Genomic DNA, 15,852 nt, shown 5'->3' on the forward strand with positions numbered 1-15,852 from the left:
CGCTGTCGCCTCCAAACGAGGAGAAGTAGTGGCAGGTAAGGCCCGCGTGCACGAGTTGGCGAAGGAACTCGGTGTCACAAGTAAGGAAGTTCTCGCCCGTCTGAGCGATCAGGGCGAGTTCGTCAAATCCGCATCATCGACGGTCGAGGCCCCCGTGGCCCGTCGTCTGCGGGAATCGTTCGGCGGCGGTAAGCCGGCCGCCGACGCACCCGCTCCCAAAGCTCCCGGTAAGCCCGCGGCACCGTCCGGCGGCCCCAAGCCCGGACCCAAGCCCGCGCCCCAGGCGCCTGCCGCACCGGCTCCGGCCGCACCCGCGGCCCAGGCTCCGACGCCGGCCCCGGCTCCGACTCCGACCCCCGGTCCTGCGGCTCCCACACCCGGACCCGCACCGACGCCCGGGCCTGCACCGTCGGCACCCGCAGCTTCGGCCACTCCAGGGGCCACCCAAACCCCCGGCCCCCGTCCGGGTCCGACTCCCGGCCCCAAGCCCGCACCGCGCGCACCGCGGGTCGGCAACAATCCGTTCTCCTCGCAGGCGCCGGTCGAGCGTCCGGCTCCGCGTCCTGCCGCAGGTCCCGGCGGCCCCCGCCCGGGCCCCGGCCCCGGCGGACCACGCCCGGGCGCCCCGCGTCCCGGTGCTGCCTCGCCCGGCAACATGCCGCCTCGTCCGCCCGGCGCGCGTCCCGGTGCGACCGGTCGTCCCGGCGGTCCGCGTCCCGGACCCGGCGGTCGTCCGGCCCCGGGTGGTCGTCCCGGCGGCGGCGGTGGTGGTAACTACCGCGGCGGCGGTGCCGGTGGTGGTGCCGGAGCAGGCGCCGGTGGCGGCGCGGCCGGTGGATTCCGCGGTCGTCCCGGTGGCGGCGGCGGTGGTGGTCGCCCCGGTCAGCGCGGTGGCGCCGCAGGTGCCTTCGGTCGTCCCGGCGGTGCCCCGCGGCGCGGGCGCAAGAGCAAGCGCGCGAAAAGGGCCGAATACGAGAACATGCAGGCCCCGGTCGTCGGTGGTGTGCGGTTGCCGCACGGCAACGGCGAGACCATCCGGTTGGCCCGTGGCGCCTCGCTGAGCGATTTCGCCGACAAGATCAACGCCAACCCGGCTTCGCTGGTGCAGGCGCTGTTCAACCTCGGTGAGATGGTCACCGCCACGCAGTCGGTGGACGATTCCACACTGGAACTGCTGGGCAGCGAGATGAACTACGTCGTCCAGGTGGTCTCCCCGGAGGACGAGGACCGCGAGCTGCTGTCGTCCTTCGACCTCACCTATGGCGAGGACGAGGGCGGCGAGGAGGACCTCGAGTTCCGCCCGCCGGTGGTCACCGTGATGGGTCACGTCGACCACGGCAAGACCCGCCTGCTCGACACCATCCGTAATGCCACCGTTCGCGAGGGCGAGGCCGGTGGTATCACCCAGCACATCGGTGCCTACCAGGTCCTCACCGAACTGGACGGCAACGAGCGGCTGGTCACCTTCATCGATACCCCGGGTCACGAGGCGTTCACCGCGATGCGTGCCCGTGGCGCGAAGGCCACCGATATCGCGATCCTGGTGGTCGCCGCCGACGACGGTGTGATGCCGCAGACGGTGGAGGCCATCAACCACGCGCAGGCGGCCGATGTGCCGATCGTGGTGGCGGTCAACAAGATCGACAAGGAAGGTGCCGACCCGAGCAAGATCCGGGCGCAGCTCACCGAATACAACCTGGTGGCCGAGGAGTATGGCGGCGACACCATGTTCGTCGATATCTCCGCAAAGCAGGGCACCAACATCGATGCGCTGCTGGAAGCGGTGCTGTTGACCGCGGATGCGTCGTTGGACCTGCGGGCCAACCCCGATATGGAAGCCCAGGGTGTGGCCATCGAAGCGCACCTGGACCGCGGTCGCGGACCGGTGGCGACGGTGCTGATCCAGCGTGGCACGCTGCGCGTCGGCGACTCGATCGTCGCCGGCGATGCCTACGGTCGCGTCCGTCGCATGGTCGACGAGCACGGCGAAGATGTCGAGGAGGCGCTGCCGTCGCGTCCGGTGCAGGTGGTCGGTTTCACCTCGGTGCCCGGCGCCGGCGACAACCTGCTGGTCGTCGACGAGGACCGCATCGCCCGCCAGATCGCCGACCGGCGCAGCGCGCGCAAGCGCAACGCCCTGGCCGCGCGCAGCCGCAAGCGGATCAGCCTGGAAGACCTGGATTCGGCGCTGAAGGAAACCAGCCAGCTGAACCTGATCCTCAAGGGCGACAACGCCGGTACCGTCGAGGCGCTGGAAGAGGCCTTGATGAACATCGAGATCGACGACGAGGTGCAGTTGCGCGTCATCGACCGTGGTGTCGGTGGCGTCACCGAGACCAACGTCAACCTGGCCTCGGCCTCGGATGCCATCATCATCGGCTTCAACGTCCGTGCCGAGGGCAAGGCCACCGAGCTGGCCAACCGCGATGGTGTCGAGATCCGTTACTACTCGATCATCTACCAGGCGATCGACGAGATCGAAGCCGCGCTCAAGGGCATGCTCAAGCCCGTCTACGAGGAGAAGGAGCTCGGCCGCGCCGAGATCCGGGCGATCTTCCGCAGCTCGAAGGTCGGCAATATCGCCGGTTGCCTGGTGCAGTCGGGCATCATGCGGCGTAACGCCAAGGCCCGCCTGCTGCGTGACAACGTCGTCGTCGCCGAGAACCTCACCATCTCCTCGCTCAAGCGGGAGAAGGATGATGCCACCGAGGTGCGCGAGGGTTACGAGTGTGGTCTGACGCTGACGTACTCCGATATCAAGGAAGGCGACGTCATCGAGACCTACGAGCTGGTCGAAAAGGCGCGTACGTAGCGATGGCCGATCCAGCACGCGCACGCCGGCTGGCCAAGCGGATCTCGACGATCGTGGCCTCGGCCATCGAGTACGAGATCAAGGATCCGCGGCTGGCCGGCGTGACGATCACCGACGCGAAGGTGACCGCCGACCTGCACGACGCAACGCTGTACTACACGGTGTTGGGGCCGACTTTGGAGGACGAGCCCGATTACGCCGGTGCTGCGGCCGCCCTGGAGAGCGCGAAAGGTGTGCTGCGCTCCAAGGTGGGCTCGGGCACCGGCGTGCGGTTCACCCCGACGCTGGCCTTCGTGCGCGACACCGTCCCGGACGCGGCCAATCGGATGGAAGAACTGCTGTCGAAGGTGCGCGCGGCCGACGCCGACTTGGCGCGAGTTCGGGAGGGTGCGGTGCCGGCAGGCGATGCCGACCCGTACCGTGTGAGCGGGGGAGACGCTCGCGGGGACGAACTCGACGCTGAGGACACCGGTGACGACGACCGATACGACCGCTGAGACCGCTACCGACGCGGTCCCACCCGGCGCGCGGATCGACGCCGCGGGTGCGGCGCAGTTGTTCGATGCCGCCGATTCGATCGTCATCATCGCCCACGTCCATCCCGACGCCGACACCATCGGCGCCGGTTTGGCACTCGGGCAGGTTGCTGCGGCGGCGGGGAAGGATGTCGCGGTCAGCTTCGCGGCGCCGGACGAACTTCCCGAGTCGCTGATGACGCTGCCGGGTGGGCAGCTGCTGGTCGCACCTGCCGAGGTAACCCGAGACCCGGATCTGGTGGTCACCGTCGACATCCCATCGGTCAACCGGCTCGGCAGCCTCGGCGAGCTGACCCTTGATGCGCGCGCGGTCCTGGTCATCGACCACCACGCCTCCAACACGATGTTCGGTACCGCGAACTTCGTTGATCCCCAGGCGGATTCGACCACCATGCTGGTGGCCGAGTTGTTGGATGCCTGGGACAAGCCGATCGACGAACCGGTGGCGCACTGCCTCTACGCCGGGTTGACCACCGATACCGGCTCCTTCCGGTGGGCCAGCGCACGCGCGCACCGGTTGGCATCCCGGCTGCTGGATATCGGGGTGGACAATGCCGAGATCAGCCGTGCCCTGATGGACACCCACCCGTTCGCCTGGCTGCCGATGTTGTCGCGTGTGCTGGGTTCGGCCCGGCTGATCGAGGATGTCGCAGGTGGACGGGGGCTGGTCTACGCCGTCGTCGACCACCAGGAATGGACCGACGCCCGGCCCGAAGAGGTCGAGAGCATCGTGGATATCGTGCGCACCACCGCCCAGGCAGAGGTCGCCGCGGTGTTCAAGGAGATCGAACCACGGCAGTGGTCGGTATCGATGCGATCCAAGTCCTTCGACGTCTCGGCCGTCGCCGGTGGATTCGGTGGCGGTGGGCACCGCAAGGCGGCCGGATACTCGACGATCGGTTCGGCCGATGACGTGGTGGCAGCTCTGCGGGCCGCTCTTGGCTGAGCAGCCGGTCACCGCCCGGCGGATCGCCGGACTGGCGTTACCCGCACTGGGAGTGCTTGCCGCCGAACCTCTCTACCTACTGTTCGACCTTGCCGTCGTTGGTCGGCTCGGGGCGCTCAGTCTGGCCGGTCTGGCGATCGGCGGGTTGGTGATCTCCCTGGTCGCCTCGCAGGGCACCTTCCTGTCCTACGGCACCACCGCACGGGCGGCACGGTTCTTCGGCGCCGGTGACCGGGCGGCCGCGGTGCGTGAAGGCGTGCAGGCAACCTGGCTCGCAGTGGGTCTCGGGTTGCTGATCGTGGCCGTGGTGCAGGTCTTCGCCGATCCGCTGGTCTCGGTGCTCGCCGACGGCGGCGAGCTGGCCCACGAGACGCTGCCATGGCTGCGGATCGCCATCTGCGGGGCGCCGGCGTTGCTGATCTCGTTGGCGGGCAATGGTTGGATGCGCGGTGTCCAGGACACCGTGCGGCCCCTTCGCTACGTCGTGTTCGGTTTCGCCGTGTCGGCACTGCTGTGCCCGCTGTTGGTCTACGGCTGGCTGGGCTTGCCGCGACTGGAGTTGGCCGGCTCGGCGATCGCCAACCTGGTCGGGCAATGGCTGGCGGCGTTGTTGTTCTGCCGGGCACTGCTCGCCGAGAAGGTTCCGCTGGCGGCGACTCCTGCCGTGCTGGGTGCCCAGTTGCTGATGGGGCGTGACCTGCTGGTGCGTTCACTCGCCTTCCAGGCCTGCTTCGTCTCCGCGGCGGCGGTGGCAGCGCGGTTCGGCGCCGCCTCGGTGGCAGCCCACCAGGTGGTGCTGCAACTGTGGAGTTTTCTTGCCTTGGTGTTGGACTCGCTGGCCATCGCTGCTCAATCACTGGTCGGTGCCGCCCTCGGCGGTGGTCAGCTGAGCCACGCGAAGTCGGTGGCCGCCCGCGTCACCATCTTCTCCACCGCGGCCGCCGCGGTGCTCGCGCTGATCTTTGCCGCCGGCTCGGAGGTGATCCCGCGGTTGTTCACCTCCGATGCGGAGGTCCTCGACCAGATCGGCGTGCCGTGGTGGTTCCTGGTGGGCCAATTGATCGTCGCCGGAATCGTTTTCGCACTGGACGGGGTATTGCTCGGTGCCGGTGACGCCCGATTCATGCGTAACGCCACGGTGTGCAGTGCGTTGGTCGGCTTCCTACCGCTGATCTGGTTGTCGTTGGCGTTCGGCTGGGGATTGGCCGGCATCTGGTCGGGTCTGTCCCTTTTCATGGTGCTGCGCCTGGTGTTCGTCGGCTGGCGCACCTTCTCGGGACGCTGGCTGGTGGCAGGCACCGGATGATCCCCAGCTGAAGCCGTTCGTCAGGCTCCCAGCGTGCGCTGGATGTCACCCTTCATGGCATTGAGCTGGCTGCCCCAGTAACCCCAGCCGTGGGTGCCGTTGGGCGGGAAGTTGAACGTGCCGTTGGTGCCGCCGGCCTTTTCGTACTGGGTCTGGAAGTTGCGGTTGCTGTCCAAGGTGATGGTTTCCAGCACCTGCCCGGCGACATCGCCGCCACCGCCGAGCTCGCCGGGACGACCGGTGCCGCAGTACACCCAGATACGGGTGCCGTTGGCGACGAGCTTGCCGACGTTCACGGTCGGGTCGTTGCGCTGCCAGGCGGGTCCGCCGCCCAGGCCCCACATGTTGATCGCGTTGAATCCGCCGGCATCGGCCATGGCGAAGGTGACCAGCAGCGGCCACAGACCCTGGGAGAGGTTCAGGTAGCCCGACAGCGAGGCCGCGTAGCTGAACTGGCCGGGGTGGAAGGCGGCCAGCGTCAGCGCGGCGCTACCCGACATCGACAGTCCGACAACGGCATTGCCGTTCGGCGAGATCCCCTTGTTGGCGGCCAGGTAGTTCGGCAACTCAGAGGTCAGGAAGGTCTCCCACTGGTAGTTGTAGGTTTGGCCGTTGCCGACCGCGGGCCCCTGCCAGTTGGTGTAGAAGCTCGACATGCCGCCGACCGGCATGACGACCGATACACCCGATTCGAAGAAGGTCTCGAACGCCGCGGTCTCGATATCCCAGCCGCTGTTGTCGTCGCGGGCGCGCAGACCGTCGAGTAGATATACCGCCCGCGGGCCGCCACCTTGGAAGCGCACCGGGATATCGCGACCCATCGCGGCCGACGGAACCATCAGTGTCTCGACCGGCAACCCGGGTCGGGAGTATGCCGAGGCGGTCGTCGGCTGGACCGCCGCCACCAGCAGGAGTGCGGCCATCAGGCCGACCAGTACTCGGCGGGTCACGTTTTGCAGCTTGTTCATGGAATTGATGCCGTCCTGTCGGGCGAGCCCCCCGCGGCGCGCAGGTACGAAGATGCGGTCCGACACGGCGCCGGGCCGGACCGGTGTCACCCGTTACGTCGTGCGCTCACGGCTTTTCGTTACGACGCCTTCAATTCGCTGTCGGTGAACGGCCGTGAACACCACGGACGCCCGACGCGGCAGCGCGTCGGGCGTCCGGTCGGTGCTCGATCAGTCCGCGGCGCTGGAGCTTCCCAGCAGATCGCGGACCCGGTTGGCCACCTTGATGAACTCCGGACGTTCCATCGTCTCGGCGTAGTCCCGTTCGGCGGGGAGGTCGACGTCGAGGGTCTCGATGATGCGCCCCGGCCGTGGACTCATCACGACGACCCGGTTGGCCAGGTACACCGCCTCGGCCACCGAGTGCGTCACCAGTACGACGGTGGTGCCGGTTTCCCGCCAGATCCGGTGTAGCTCGACATTCATCTTTTCCCGGGTCAGTGCGTCGAGTGCACCGAAGGGCTCATCCATCAACAGCACCTCGGGTTGGTGCAGCAGCGCCCGGCAGAGCGAAACACGTTGCTGCATACCGCCGGACAGCTCGTGGGGCAGGGCGTTCTCGAATCCCGCGAGTCCGGTCATCTCGATCAGATAGTCGCAGCGGGACTGCGCCTCCCTGCGGGGCATGCCCCGCATTTCGGCCTGCAGCAGGATATTCTTGCGGACCGAACGCCATTCGAGCAGGGCGGCCCGCTGGAAGACATACCCGATATCGCGCTGCGGCCCCTTGACCTGCTTGCCACGCAGGCGGACGTCCCCGGAGGTGGCGGTGGTCAAGCCCGCGACCACCTTGAGCAAGGTGGACTTGCCGCAGCCAGACGGCCCGGCGATGGAGACGAACTCCCCGTGGGCCACTCGCAGGTCGACATCGTCGACGGCGGTGACGGTGGACCGTTTCGAGGAGAACGTGACGGTCAGCTTGTCGATGGAGATGGCGTCTGAGGTCACGGTGGTCCTCGGTGCGGTGATCGTTGCGGAGGTCATGGTCGGGCTCTCCCTATTGTCCCGCGGCGGCGGGGACGAATGACGACGCCCAGTAGTCGGCCGGGTCCTTGGCCGACTGCAGCAGCCCGGCCTCGCTCAGGGTGGCGATGGTGGAGGTCCAGTCCTGTTCTGCATTGGTGCCGGGGAGCTTGCCGGTGGTGGCAGGGGTGTTCAGCAGGGGAATGGTCTCCTGCCACTGCTGCAGCAGCACCTTCTCCGGCGGGGTCTGCGGGTCGACACCGACCATGGCCTTGGCGGCGGCTTCGGGATCGTTCTTGGCCGACTCGTAGGATTCGCTGACCGCATCCAGCATCGACTGCACCAGTTCGGGATTGTCGGCGATGGTCGAGTTGTGGGTGATCAACCCGTTGCTGTAGAAGTTCAACCCGGCGTCGGAGTAGCGGAAGTAGCGCATCTCGCGGCCGCTCTTGTTGGCGATGGTGGGTCCCTGGTCGTGGGCGAAACCGATCAGCCCGTCGACGCGGCCGGCCATCAACGCGGCCATCTTGCCCGCGGAGTCCAGGTTCTGCTCCTGCACCGCACCGGGTTCCAGGCCGACATCGGCGAGGTACATCGGGAACGTGGTGGTGGGGGCGTCACCGGCGGACACTGCGATGGTGCGCCCGGCCAGATCGGCCGGCTCCTCGATTCCGGAGTCGGCGAACACCTGGACGGCCGAGGGAGTGGTCTGCAGGAACACGCCGACGCTCTTGATGTCGACACCCTGGTCGATATTGCTCAACACCGCGGCGGTATCGGACCAGCCGAAGTCGACCTGCTTACCGCCGACCGCCTGCGCGGTGCGGGTGGAGCCCTGGCCGGGATCGATGGTCAGGTCGATACCGTGCTTTGCGAAGATGCCCTCTTTCACACCGAGATAGAGGGGAGCGTGCTCGCCGTAGGGGTACCAGTTCAGCATCAGCGTCACCGGGGTGCTGCCTTCACCGCCGTCGGCGGCAGAATTGTTCTGACTTGCACCCCCGCACGCGGCGAGGGTGAGCATGGCGGTGGTGGCGGCGATGGCGCCGGCGGCGCGGCGATTCAGCGAAAACATGGGTTCTCCTGTTCAGGGGTTGGTGTCAGACGGCCGCGGTCGAGGCGGAGTTGGACGTGCGGCGCGAGGCGTGCCAGGGGATGAGCAGCTTCTCGGCGATCTCGATGATGGCGAACAGCACGATTCCGAGGATGGACATGATGATCAATGCCGAGAACAGCATCGCGGTGTCCAGACTTCCGTTGGCCTGCAGGATCACATAGCCCAGACCTTCGTTGGCGCCGACGAATTCACCGACAACGGCGCCGGTGACGGCGAGGGTGGCGGCCACCTTGAGTCCGGACATCAGCTGCGGCAGGGACGCGGGGAAGCGGACTTTCATGAAGGTCTTGAACCGGCTGGCTCCCATGGTGGAGGTGAGTTCCAGGATCTCGGGATCCACCGAACGCAGACCGGCCAGCCCGGAGATCACGATGGGGAAGAAGGCCATCAGCACCGCGACCAGGATCTTGGGGGACGGGCCGAAGCCCAGCCACACGATGAACAGCGGGGCGATGGCGATCTTCGGGACCACCTGGGCGAACAGGATCAGTGGGTAGACGGTCTTCTCGAAGCTGGTCGAGTAGATCATCATGACCGCGACGAAGACGCCGACGACGGTGGCGATGAGGAAACCGATGACCGTCTCCCAGGTGGTCACCCAGGTGTTGGCCGCGAGGTATGCCGCGTTCTGCTGGGTCGCGGCCCAGGTGTCGGCCGGCGAGGGAAGGATGTAGGGCGCAACGAGTTCGGCCTCGGTGACTGCCCACCAGCCGGCCAGCAGCGCGAGCACCAGAGCGATCGGCCGCCAGGTGTTCGACAACGTGCGTCCCGGTGAGAATGATCGGCGAGCCCGTCCGGACCCGGGGCGCGACTGTGCCCGCGTGCCGGTGTCCGGTGATTGGACGCGGGCCGATGCGGTTACCGCCATGGAATGTCCTCTAGTTCGCAGTGAACGGGATGAACCCGTTGGGAATGCGCTTTCCGAAGCAATTCCGACAGTAACGTGACCTGGCGCACACTGTCAACAAAGCGGTGGCGCGCGTCTCGTAGAGCTGAGAATCAACTCAGTTTGGTGCTGTCCCGTAGCACGATCCGGCCGGGGATGCGCTCGCGGAGATCGTCGGCTCCGTCGTGATTGCGTAACGCCAAATCGACTGCACGCACGCCGATTTCCTCGAGTGGAAGGATCACCGTGGTGAGGCTGGGGGTGTGGTCGCGCAGGGTCGGTATATCGTCGAACCCTGCCACGCAGATATCTCGCGGGACACTCAGGCCCAGCTCCCGCCATGCGGCGATCGCCCCGATGGCCATCACGTCGGTGACCGCGAACACGCAGACCGGCGGTGTCATCGCACCCGGGTGCAGATCCAGTGCGGCCGCGAGCCGGCGGGCGGCCGAATGGCCACCGTCGCGGTCGAAATCTCCGGATACCTCCACCAGCGGGGTCAATCCGTGTCTGCCGAGCGCCTCGACGAATCCGTTGCGCCGGTCCACCGAGGTGCGGATGTTGCCCGGTCCGCCGATCACGGCGAACTGCCGGTGTCCGGACGCCACCAGTGCATCGGCCAATTCGGCTGAGGCAAAATGATTTTCGGGCTCGACGGCGCCGCCGAAGGCCAACGGTTGGCCGACCACCACGACCCGGCCGCCATTGGCCCGGTAGCGACCAAACTCGGCCTCCAGTTCGCGGTCGAGATCACCGCTCTGTCGTGAACCGGCGAGCACGATCGCATCGGCACGGTGTGCGATGAACGTGCTGACGGCCTCGCGTTCGATGTCGAAGTCGCGGTCGGTGCCGGCCAGGAGTACCTGCTTGCGGGCGGCCCTGGCAGCGGCCTGTACGCCGCGGGCGATCGAGGAGAAATATGGATCGGCGATATCGTGCACGATCAGGCCGAGGAGTCCGGTGGATGCCCGTGCCAACGCCTGAGCCTGGGCATTCGGCACGTAGCCCAGCTCGCGGGCGGCCGCCCGCACGCGGTCTGCCACCCCTTCTCCCGGGATCCGGCTGGACCCGTTGAGCACCCGCGACGCCGTCGCCTGTGAGACGCCCGCGCGCACCGCCACATCCTGCAGAGTGACTGCTGCCATGCCCGCTCTTCCCCTGTATCGCCGAAGTCCGGAGTTGACCGGAGAGTGTCGACAGCTTACCTTGGAAAGCGCATTCCGAAGTGCAGACGCCGCCGTCACTCGCTCGACGGGTTCGGCCGCGGTGTCGGTCCGCACGCCTTTCACCGTCTCTTCAGACAAGGAATCTGCACATGTCTCCAGCTGAATCATCCGGACGCCGTACGTTGCGCATCGCCATGAACGGCGTCACCGGGCGGATGGGCTACCGGCAACACCTGGTGCGTTCGATCCTGCCGCTGCGCGAATCCGGGCTGGTGCTCGACGATGGCACCCGGGTGGCCATCGAGCCGATTCTGGTCGGCCGCAATGCCGACAAGCTCGCCGAACTTGCCGCAGAGCACGGGATCGAATCCTGGACCACCGACGTCGCCTCGGTGATCGCGGACCCGACGGTGGACGTCTACTTCGATGCGCAGGTGACCTCCCGCCGGATGGAGGCGCTCTCGACCGCCATCAAGGCGGGCAAGCATGTCTACACCGAGAAGCCCACCGCGGAAACCCTCACCGAGGCAATCGAACTGGCACGGATGGCCGAGAATGCCGGAGTGGTGGCCGGTGTCGTCCACGACAAGCTGTACCTGCCCGGATTGGTGAAGCTGCGTAGGCTGATCGACGAAGGATTCTTCGGCCGCATCCTCTCGATGCGCGGCGAATTCGGTTACTGGGTGTTCGAGGGTGATCACCAGCCCGCGCAGCGGCCCAGCTGGAACTACCGCGCCGAGGACGGTGGCGGTATCACCGTCGACATGTTCTGCCACTGGAACTACGTGATGGAGGGTCTGCTCGGCACCGTCGAAGCCGTCACGGCGCGCACCGTGACCCACATCCCGACCCGCTGGGACGAGCAGGGCAAGGAGTATGCGGCCACCGCCGACGACGCCGCCTACGGCATCTTCGAGATCGCGGGCGGCGTGATCGCCCAGATCAATTCGTCCTGGGCGGTACGGGTGCACCGCGACGAGCTGGTCGAGTTCCAGATCGACGGCACGCACGGTTCCGCGGTGGCGGGTCTGCGCCAATGCGTGGCCCAGCAGCGCGCGCACACCCCGAAACCGGTGTGGAATCCCGATCTGCCGGTCACCGAGAAGTTCCGCGACCAGTGGCTGGAGGTCCCGGCCAACGCCGATCTGGACAACGGCTTCAAGCTGCAGTGGGAGGAGTACCTGCGCGACGTGTTGGCAGGCCGCCCACACCGTTTCGGCCTGCTGTCGGCGGCCCGCGGTGTGCAGCTCGCCGAACTCGGTCTGCAGAGTTCGGCCGAGGGACGGCGCATGAGCGTGCCGGAGATCGTGCTGTGACCGTGGCCAGCGCCGGCACCGGCGTGCTTGTCGACCTGCCGGGGCACGGATCCTATGAGCTCTCCCGCCCGGGGCCGTGGCGCAAACCCGACTCGCCGATCACCTCCCGGATCGCCTATGCCGCAGCCCATGTGGTGCCCACCGGCACGGCCGACTGCACCCCGGGCGCGCCGGCCCAGCTCGACTGGGACGTCACCATGGCCTATCGGCACGAGCTGTGGTCCTACGGGCTCGGCGTCGCCGAGGCCATGGACACCGCCCAGCGCGGGATGGGTCTGGACTGGGCCGCCACACAAGAACTGATAGTCCGTAGCGGCCGCGAGGCCGCCGCGTCGGGCGGTCGGCTCGCGTGCGGGGCGGGTACCGATCAGCTCGACCTGGCCGACGTTCCCGGTGGCGCAGCCGGTTTGGCGGTCGTCACCGATGCCTACCGTGAACAGATCGACGTCGTCCGCAACGCCGGGGCCGAGGTGATCCTGATGGCATCGCGGGCGCTGGCCCGCGTGGCACAGTCACCCGCGGATTATCTGTCGGTGTACGGCAGGGTGCTGGCCCAGGTCGACCGGCCGGTGATCCTGCACTGGTTGGGCGAGATGTTCGACCCGGCGTTGCGCGGATACTGGGGTGATACCGATATCGACGCCGCCACCGCCACCTTCCGGGAACTGCTGGGCACCCACGCCGACAAGATCGACGGTGTGAAGGTCTCGCTGCTCGACGCGGGCCACGAGGTGGCGCTGCGACGTGCGCTGCCCGCCGGTGTCCGGCTCTACACCGGTGACGATTTCAACTACCCGGAACTCATCATCGGCGACGGTACGAGCCATTCCGACGCGTTGCTGGGGATCTTCGCCGCAATCTACCCGGCCGCGGCCACGGCACTGCAGGAACTGGACGCCGGCAATATCGCTGTGGCACACGACATCCTGGAATCCACCCGCGCGCTGGGGCGGCATATCTTCGCCGCGCCGACCTACTACTACAAGACCGGGATCGCGTTCCTGTCCTGGCTCAACGGTCATCAGCCCGGTTTCACCATGGTCAACGGTCTGGCCGCGGGACGCTCGGTCGGGCATATGTGCGAGTTGTTCGTGCTCGCCGACCGGGCCGGCCTGCTCGACGATCCGCACATGGCCGCCGAGCGGATGCGCATCTTTCTGACGCTGAACGGATTCCGGCGATGAGCGATCCCTATGCCAGGCTGTCGTTGAACACCATGACCACCAAGACCTGGACCCTGCGTGAGGCAGTCGAGGCGACCGCTGCGGCGGGATTGCCTGCAATCGGGCTGTGGCGGGACCGGGTCGCCGAGGTCGGAGTCGACGATGCTTCGAAGATCGTGCGCGATAACGGACTTCGGGTGTCCAGTCTGTGTCGCGGCGGTTTCCTCACCGGCCTCGACGATGGTGATGCGGCGTTGGCGGACAACCGTCGCGCCATCGACGAGGCGGCGACCCTGGGTGCGCGCGAACTGGTGCTGGTGGCCGGTGGCGTGCCGGACCGGGATCTACCCGGCGCCCGGGCCCGGCTCGCCGACCGCATCGCCGAACTGGTGCCCTATGCCGCACAGCGGGATGTCCGACTGGCCCTGGAACCCTTGCATCCGATGTTCTGCGCCGACCGCGCCGTGATCTCCACCCTCGGGCAGGCCTTGGAATTGGCGGCTCCGCACCCGGCCGAGTCGGTGGGTGTCGTCGTCGACACCTTCCACATCTGGTGGGATCCCGACATCGCGCAACGGGTTGTCGACGCCGGTGCCGCGGGCCGGATCAGCTCGTACCAGATCTGTGACTGGTTGGTCCCGATGACTCCGGACCCGCTGGTCTCGCGGGGCATGATGGGCGACGGTGTCATCGACTTCGGTGCCATCACCGCGATGGTGGCCGCGGCTGGCTACACCGGCGACGTCGAGGTGGAGATCTTCAACGAGGCGGTGTGGGCCACCGACGGGCACCTGGTGCTGGAGACGATGAAGAGCCGATACCGCGACCTGGTGCTGCCCGCGCTGTGAGAATTCTGGTCGCACCGGACTCGTTCAAGGGCACTGCGGCGGCGATCGAGGTCGCCGAGGCACTGGCCGCCGGCTGGAAAGCGGTGCGCGGCAACGACGATATCGTCCTGCTTCCACAGGCCGACGGGGGCGAGGGCACCTTGAGTGCCGTCGCCGCGTCGGCCTCTTGGCAATGGCACCAGACCGTGGTGGATGGACCCGATGGCGGCACGGTGTCTGCCCGGTGGTTGCTTGACTGCGGCGGTAGACATCCCCGAGCGGTGGTGGAACTCGCCGAGTCGTCCGGGATAGCGCTGATGTCGCGACTGGACCCCTGGCGGGCCGACAGCCGCGGTCTCGGCCAGGTGATCGGTGCCGCCTTACGCGCCGGCGCCTGGTCGGTCCAGGTGGGGCTCGGCGGTTCGGCGAGCACCGACGGTGGCGCCGGCGCATTGATGGCGTTGGGACTGAAGGCGTTCGATAGCCATGGTCACCCGATCGGCGCGGGCGCATCCGGACTGCGCGATGTCGACCGGGTCGAGGTGGACGGGCTGACGCAGCTGCCGCCCGGCGGGGTCGAGATACTGGTCGACACCGCCGCACCGCTGACCGGCCCGCACGGCGCGGCGGCGGTGTTCGGCCCGCAGAAGGGTGCCGTTCCTTCCGATATCGCGCTGCTCGACGAGGGGCTGCTACGTTGGTCCCGGGCGTTGCGAGCGGCCGGGCTACACGCCGATCCGGCCTTCCCGGGGGCCGGTGCGGCCGGCGGCGCGGGCTTCGGATTGCTGGCCTGGGGTGCGGCGGTCGCTTCGGGATCCGAACGCATCGCCACCATCACCGGACTCTATGACCACCTGCCGCACACGGATCTGCTCATCACCGGGGAAGGTCGATTCGACGGCACCTCCTGGACGGGCAAGTTGGTCGGCCATCTGCTCACCGCGGCCGACCGTGCCGGGGTGCCGGCGTTGGTGGTGGCCGGTCAGGTCACCGCCGAGGCGGACGGGTCCACCCTGTCGCTCACGGAACTGGCCGGCTCGGCGGATGCGGCGATGACCGATCCGCGGCGCTGGCTGCGGGCCGCGGGATCGGTTGCCGCACGTCGATTCGAGCCGGGATCAGTAACCCGAGCCGCCGTCGCCGGAGGTCAGTAGCGCTCGCGACCCGGACACCCCGAGCCGGGTGGCGCCGGCGGCGATCATCTCGCGCGCCTGCTCCAGGGTCCGCACCCCGCCGGAGGCCTTCACCTGCAGACCGGCACTGGACACGGTGCGGTGCATCAACTCGACGGCGTGCACGCTGGCCCCGCCGGTCGGGTGGAATCCGGTGGAGGTCTTCACGAAATCGGCTCCGGCGGCGACCGCGGCCCGGCACACGCCGATGATCTCGTCGTCGGTCAGCGCCGCCGACTCGATGATCACCTTGAGTACCGTCGGAACCGGTGCGGCCGCGCGGACCGCGGCGATATCGGACTGGACTGCGGCGAAGTCACCCGCCTTCGCAGCACCGACGTCGATCACCATGTCGATCTCGTGGGCGCCCTTGCCGACGGCCTCGGCCGCCTCGGCGGCCTTCACCGCCGAGGAGTGCTTACCGCTCGGGAATCCGCACACCACCGCCACTTTGAGACTCTCTGGCACGGTTATGGGCAGCATCGACGGGGATACGCAGACCGAGTAGGTGCCGAGTTCGGTGGCCTCGGCCACCAGCGCGGTGACATCGGCGGCGGTGGCCTCCGGCTTGAGCAGCGTGTGGTCGATCATCGCGGCGATATCGGCAACGGTGGGTGCGGTGGGGGTGCTCATGT

14 protein-coding genes are annotated in these 15,852 nt (G+C 67.8%); 8 read left to right on the top strand and 6 right to left on the bottom strand.

All coding sequences use genetic code 11. The features are described 5' to 3' along the window. The first annotated feature begins 28 nt into the window (after positions 1–28). The 4 genes from infB to IC40_RS0112205 are packed head-to-tail and all read left to right on the top strand — an operon-like array spanning position 29 to position 5,600. Positions 29–2,812 carry a translation initiation factor IF-2 gene (gene infB / locus IC40_RS0112190; RefSeq protein WP_030134990.1) on the top strand — a complete coding sequence of 928 codons (2,784 nt, stop codon included), beginning with the start codon at positions 29–31 and terminating at the stop codon, positions 2,810–2,812. Between the two features lie 2 nt (positions 2,813–2,814). After that, positions 2,815–3,309 (top strand): 30S ribosome-binding factor RbfA, encoded by a 495-nt coding sequence (gene rbfA, locus IC40_RS0112195; RefSeq protein WP_030134991.1) that lies wholly within the window; start codon positions 2,815–2,817, stop codon positions 3,307–3,309. Next, a complete protein-coding gene (locus IC40_RS0112200) occupies positions 3,284–4,294 on the top strand; it encodes a DHH family phosphoesterase (protein WP_030134992.1) in 1,011 nt (336 codons plus the stop codon). Before rbfA ends, IC40_RS0112200 begins: the two co-directional genes overlap by 26 nt. After that, a complete protein-coding gene (locus IC40_RS0112205; protein WP_042509686.1) occupies positions 4,257–5,600 on the top strand; it encodes an MATE family efflux transporter in 1,344 nt (447 codons plus the stop codon). Before IC40_RS0112200 ends, IC40_RS0112205 begins: the two co-directional genes overlap by 38 nt. Before the next feature lie 20 nt (positions 5,601–5,620). Here the strand turns inward: IC40_RS0112205 and IC40_RS0112210 are convergent, their stop codons facing one another. The 5 genes from IC40_RS0112210 to IC40_RS0112230 all read right to left on the bottom strand — a co-directional run bounded on the left by IC40_RS0112210 (position 5,621) and on the right by IC40_RS0112230 (position 10,718). Next, on the bottom strand, positions 5,621–6,568 hold the full coding sequence (locus tag IC40_RS0112210) for an alpha/beta hydrolase (RefSeq protein ID WP_030134994.1): 948 nt from the start codon (positions 6,566–6,568) through the stop codon (positions 5,621–5,623). A 210-nt stretch (positions 6,569–6,778) separates the two neighbouring features. Beyond that, positions 6,779–7,591: an ABC transporter ATP-binding protein gene (locus IC40_RS0112215; RefSeq protein WP_030134995.1), complete on the bottom strand. Its 813-nt coding sequence runs from the start codon at positions 7,589–7,591 to the stop codon at positions 6,779–6,781. 13 nt (positions 7,592–7,604) lie between these two features. Next, a complete protein-coding gene (locus tag IC40_RS0112220) occupies positions 7,605–8,645 on the bottom strand; it encodes an ABC transporter substrate-binding protein (protein WP_030134996.1) in 1,041 nt (346 codons plus the stop codon). 25 nt (positions 8,646–8,670) lie between these two features. Continuing rightward, positions 8,671–9,555, bottom strand: a complete 885-nt coding sequence (locus tag IC40_RS0112225) for an ABC transporter permease (RefSeq protein WP_030134997.1) — start codon at positions 9,553–9,555, stop codon at positions 8,671–8,673. A 131-nt stretch (positions 9,556–9,686) separates the two neighbouring features. Then, positions 9,687–10,718, bottom strand: coding sequence for a LacI family DNA-binding transcriptional regulator (locus IC40_RS0112230; RefSeq protein WP_030134998.1), 1,032 nt, complete (start codon positions 10,716–10,718; stop codon positions 9,687–9,689). 170 nt (positions 10,719–10,888) lie between these two features. Between IC40_RS0112230 and IC40_RS0112235 the strand changes: the two genes are divergently transcribed. From IC40_RS0112235 to IC40_RS0112250, 4 genes are read left to right on the top strand one after another with little or no spacing between them, the layout of a single operon-like run. Beyond that, positions 10,889–12,055: a Gfo/Idh/MocA family protein gene (locus IC40_RS0112235; RefSeq protein ID WP_036469915.1), complete on the top strand. Its 1,167-nt coding sequence runs from the start codon at positions 10,889–10,891 to the stop codon at positions 12,053–12,055. After that, positions 12,052–13,239: a dihydrodipicolinate synthase family protein gene (locus IC40_RS0112240; protein WP_110783316.1), complete on the top strand. Its 1,188-nt coding sequence runs from the start codon at positions 12,052–12,054 to the stop codon at positions 13,237–13,239. The genes IC40_RS0112235 and IC40_RS0112240 overlap by 4 nt, the downstream gene beginning before the upstream one ends. Then, positions 13,236–14,066: a sugar phosphate isomerase/epimerase family protein gene (locus IC40_RS0112245; protein ID WP_030135001.1), complete on the top strand. Its 831-nt coding sequence runs from the start codon at positions 13,236–13,238 to the stop codon at positions 14,064–14,066. The genes IC40_RS0112240 and IC40_RS0112245 overlap by 4 nt, the downstream gene beginning before the upstream one ends. Next, positions 14,063–15,199 (top strand): glycerate kinase, encoded by a 1,137-nt coding sequence (locus tag IC40_RS0112250; RefSeq protein ID WP_036469917.1) that lies wholly within the window; start codon positions 14,063–14,065, stop codon positions 15,197–15,199. Before IC40_RS0112245 ends, IC40_RS0112250 begins: the two co-directional genes overlap by 4 nt. Here the strand turns inward: IC40_RS0112250 and deoC are convergent. Continuing rightward, positions 15,164–15,850: a deoxyribose-phosphate aldolase gene (gene deoC / locus IC40_RS0112255; RefSeq protein WP_030135003.1), complete on the bottom strand. Its 687-nt coding sequence runs from the start codon at positions 15,848–15,850 to the stop codon at positions 15,164–15,166. The genes IC40_RS0112250 and deoC overlap by 36 nt on opposite strands. Positions 15,851–15,852: the final 2 nt, after the last annotated feature.

This window comes from Mycolicibacterium neoaurum ATCC 25795 (assembly GCF_000691525.1).
GTDB lineage: Bacteria > Actinomycetota > Actinomycetes > Mycobacteriales > Mycobacteriaceae > Mycobacterium > Mycobacterium neoaurum.

Excerpts from the sequence above, each read along its gene's own strand:
- rbfA (WP_030134991.1), top strand. The coding sequence starts at position 2,815 with ATGGCCGATCCAGCACGCGCACGCCGGCTGGCCAAGCGGATCTCGACG.
- IC40_RS0112205 (WP_042509686.1), top strand. The coding sequence starts at position 4,257 with ATGACGTGGTGGCAGCTCTGCGGGCCGCTCTTGGCTGAGCAGCCGGTC.
- IC40_RS0112210 (WP_030134994.1), bottom strand. The coding sequence starts at position 6,568 with ATGAACAAGCTGCAAAACGTGACCCGCCGAGTACTGGTCGGCCTGATG.
- IC40_RS0112215 (WP_030134995.1), bottom strand. The coding sequence starts at position 7,591 with ATGACCTCCGCAACGATCACCGCACCGAGGACCACCGTGACCTCAGAC.
- IC40_RS0112220 (WP_030134996.1), bottom strand. The coding sequence starts at position 8,645 with ATGTTTTCGCTGAATCGCCGCGCCGCCGGCGCCATCGCCGCCACCACC.
- IC40_RS0112225 (WP_030134997.1), bottom strand. The coding sequence starts at position 9,555 with ATGGCGGTAACCGCATCGGCCCGCGTCCAATCACCGGACACCGGCACG.
- IC40_RS0112230 (WP_030134998.1), bottom strand. The coding sequence starts at position 10,718 with ATGGCAGCAGTCACTCTGCAGGATGTGGCGGTGCGCGCGGGCGTCTCA.
- IC40_RS0112235 (WP_036469915.1), top strand. The coding sequence starts at position 10,889 with ATGTCTCCAGCTGAATCATCCGGACGCCGTACGTTGCGCATCGCCATG.
- IC40_RS0112245 (WP_030135001.1), top strand. The coding sequence starts at position 13,236 with ATGAGCGATCCCTATGCCAGGCTGTCGTTGAACACCATGACCACCAAG.
- deoC (WP_030135003.1), bottom strand. The coding sequence starts at position 15,850 with ATGAGCACCCCCACCGCACCCACCGTTGCCGATATCGCCGCGATGATC.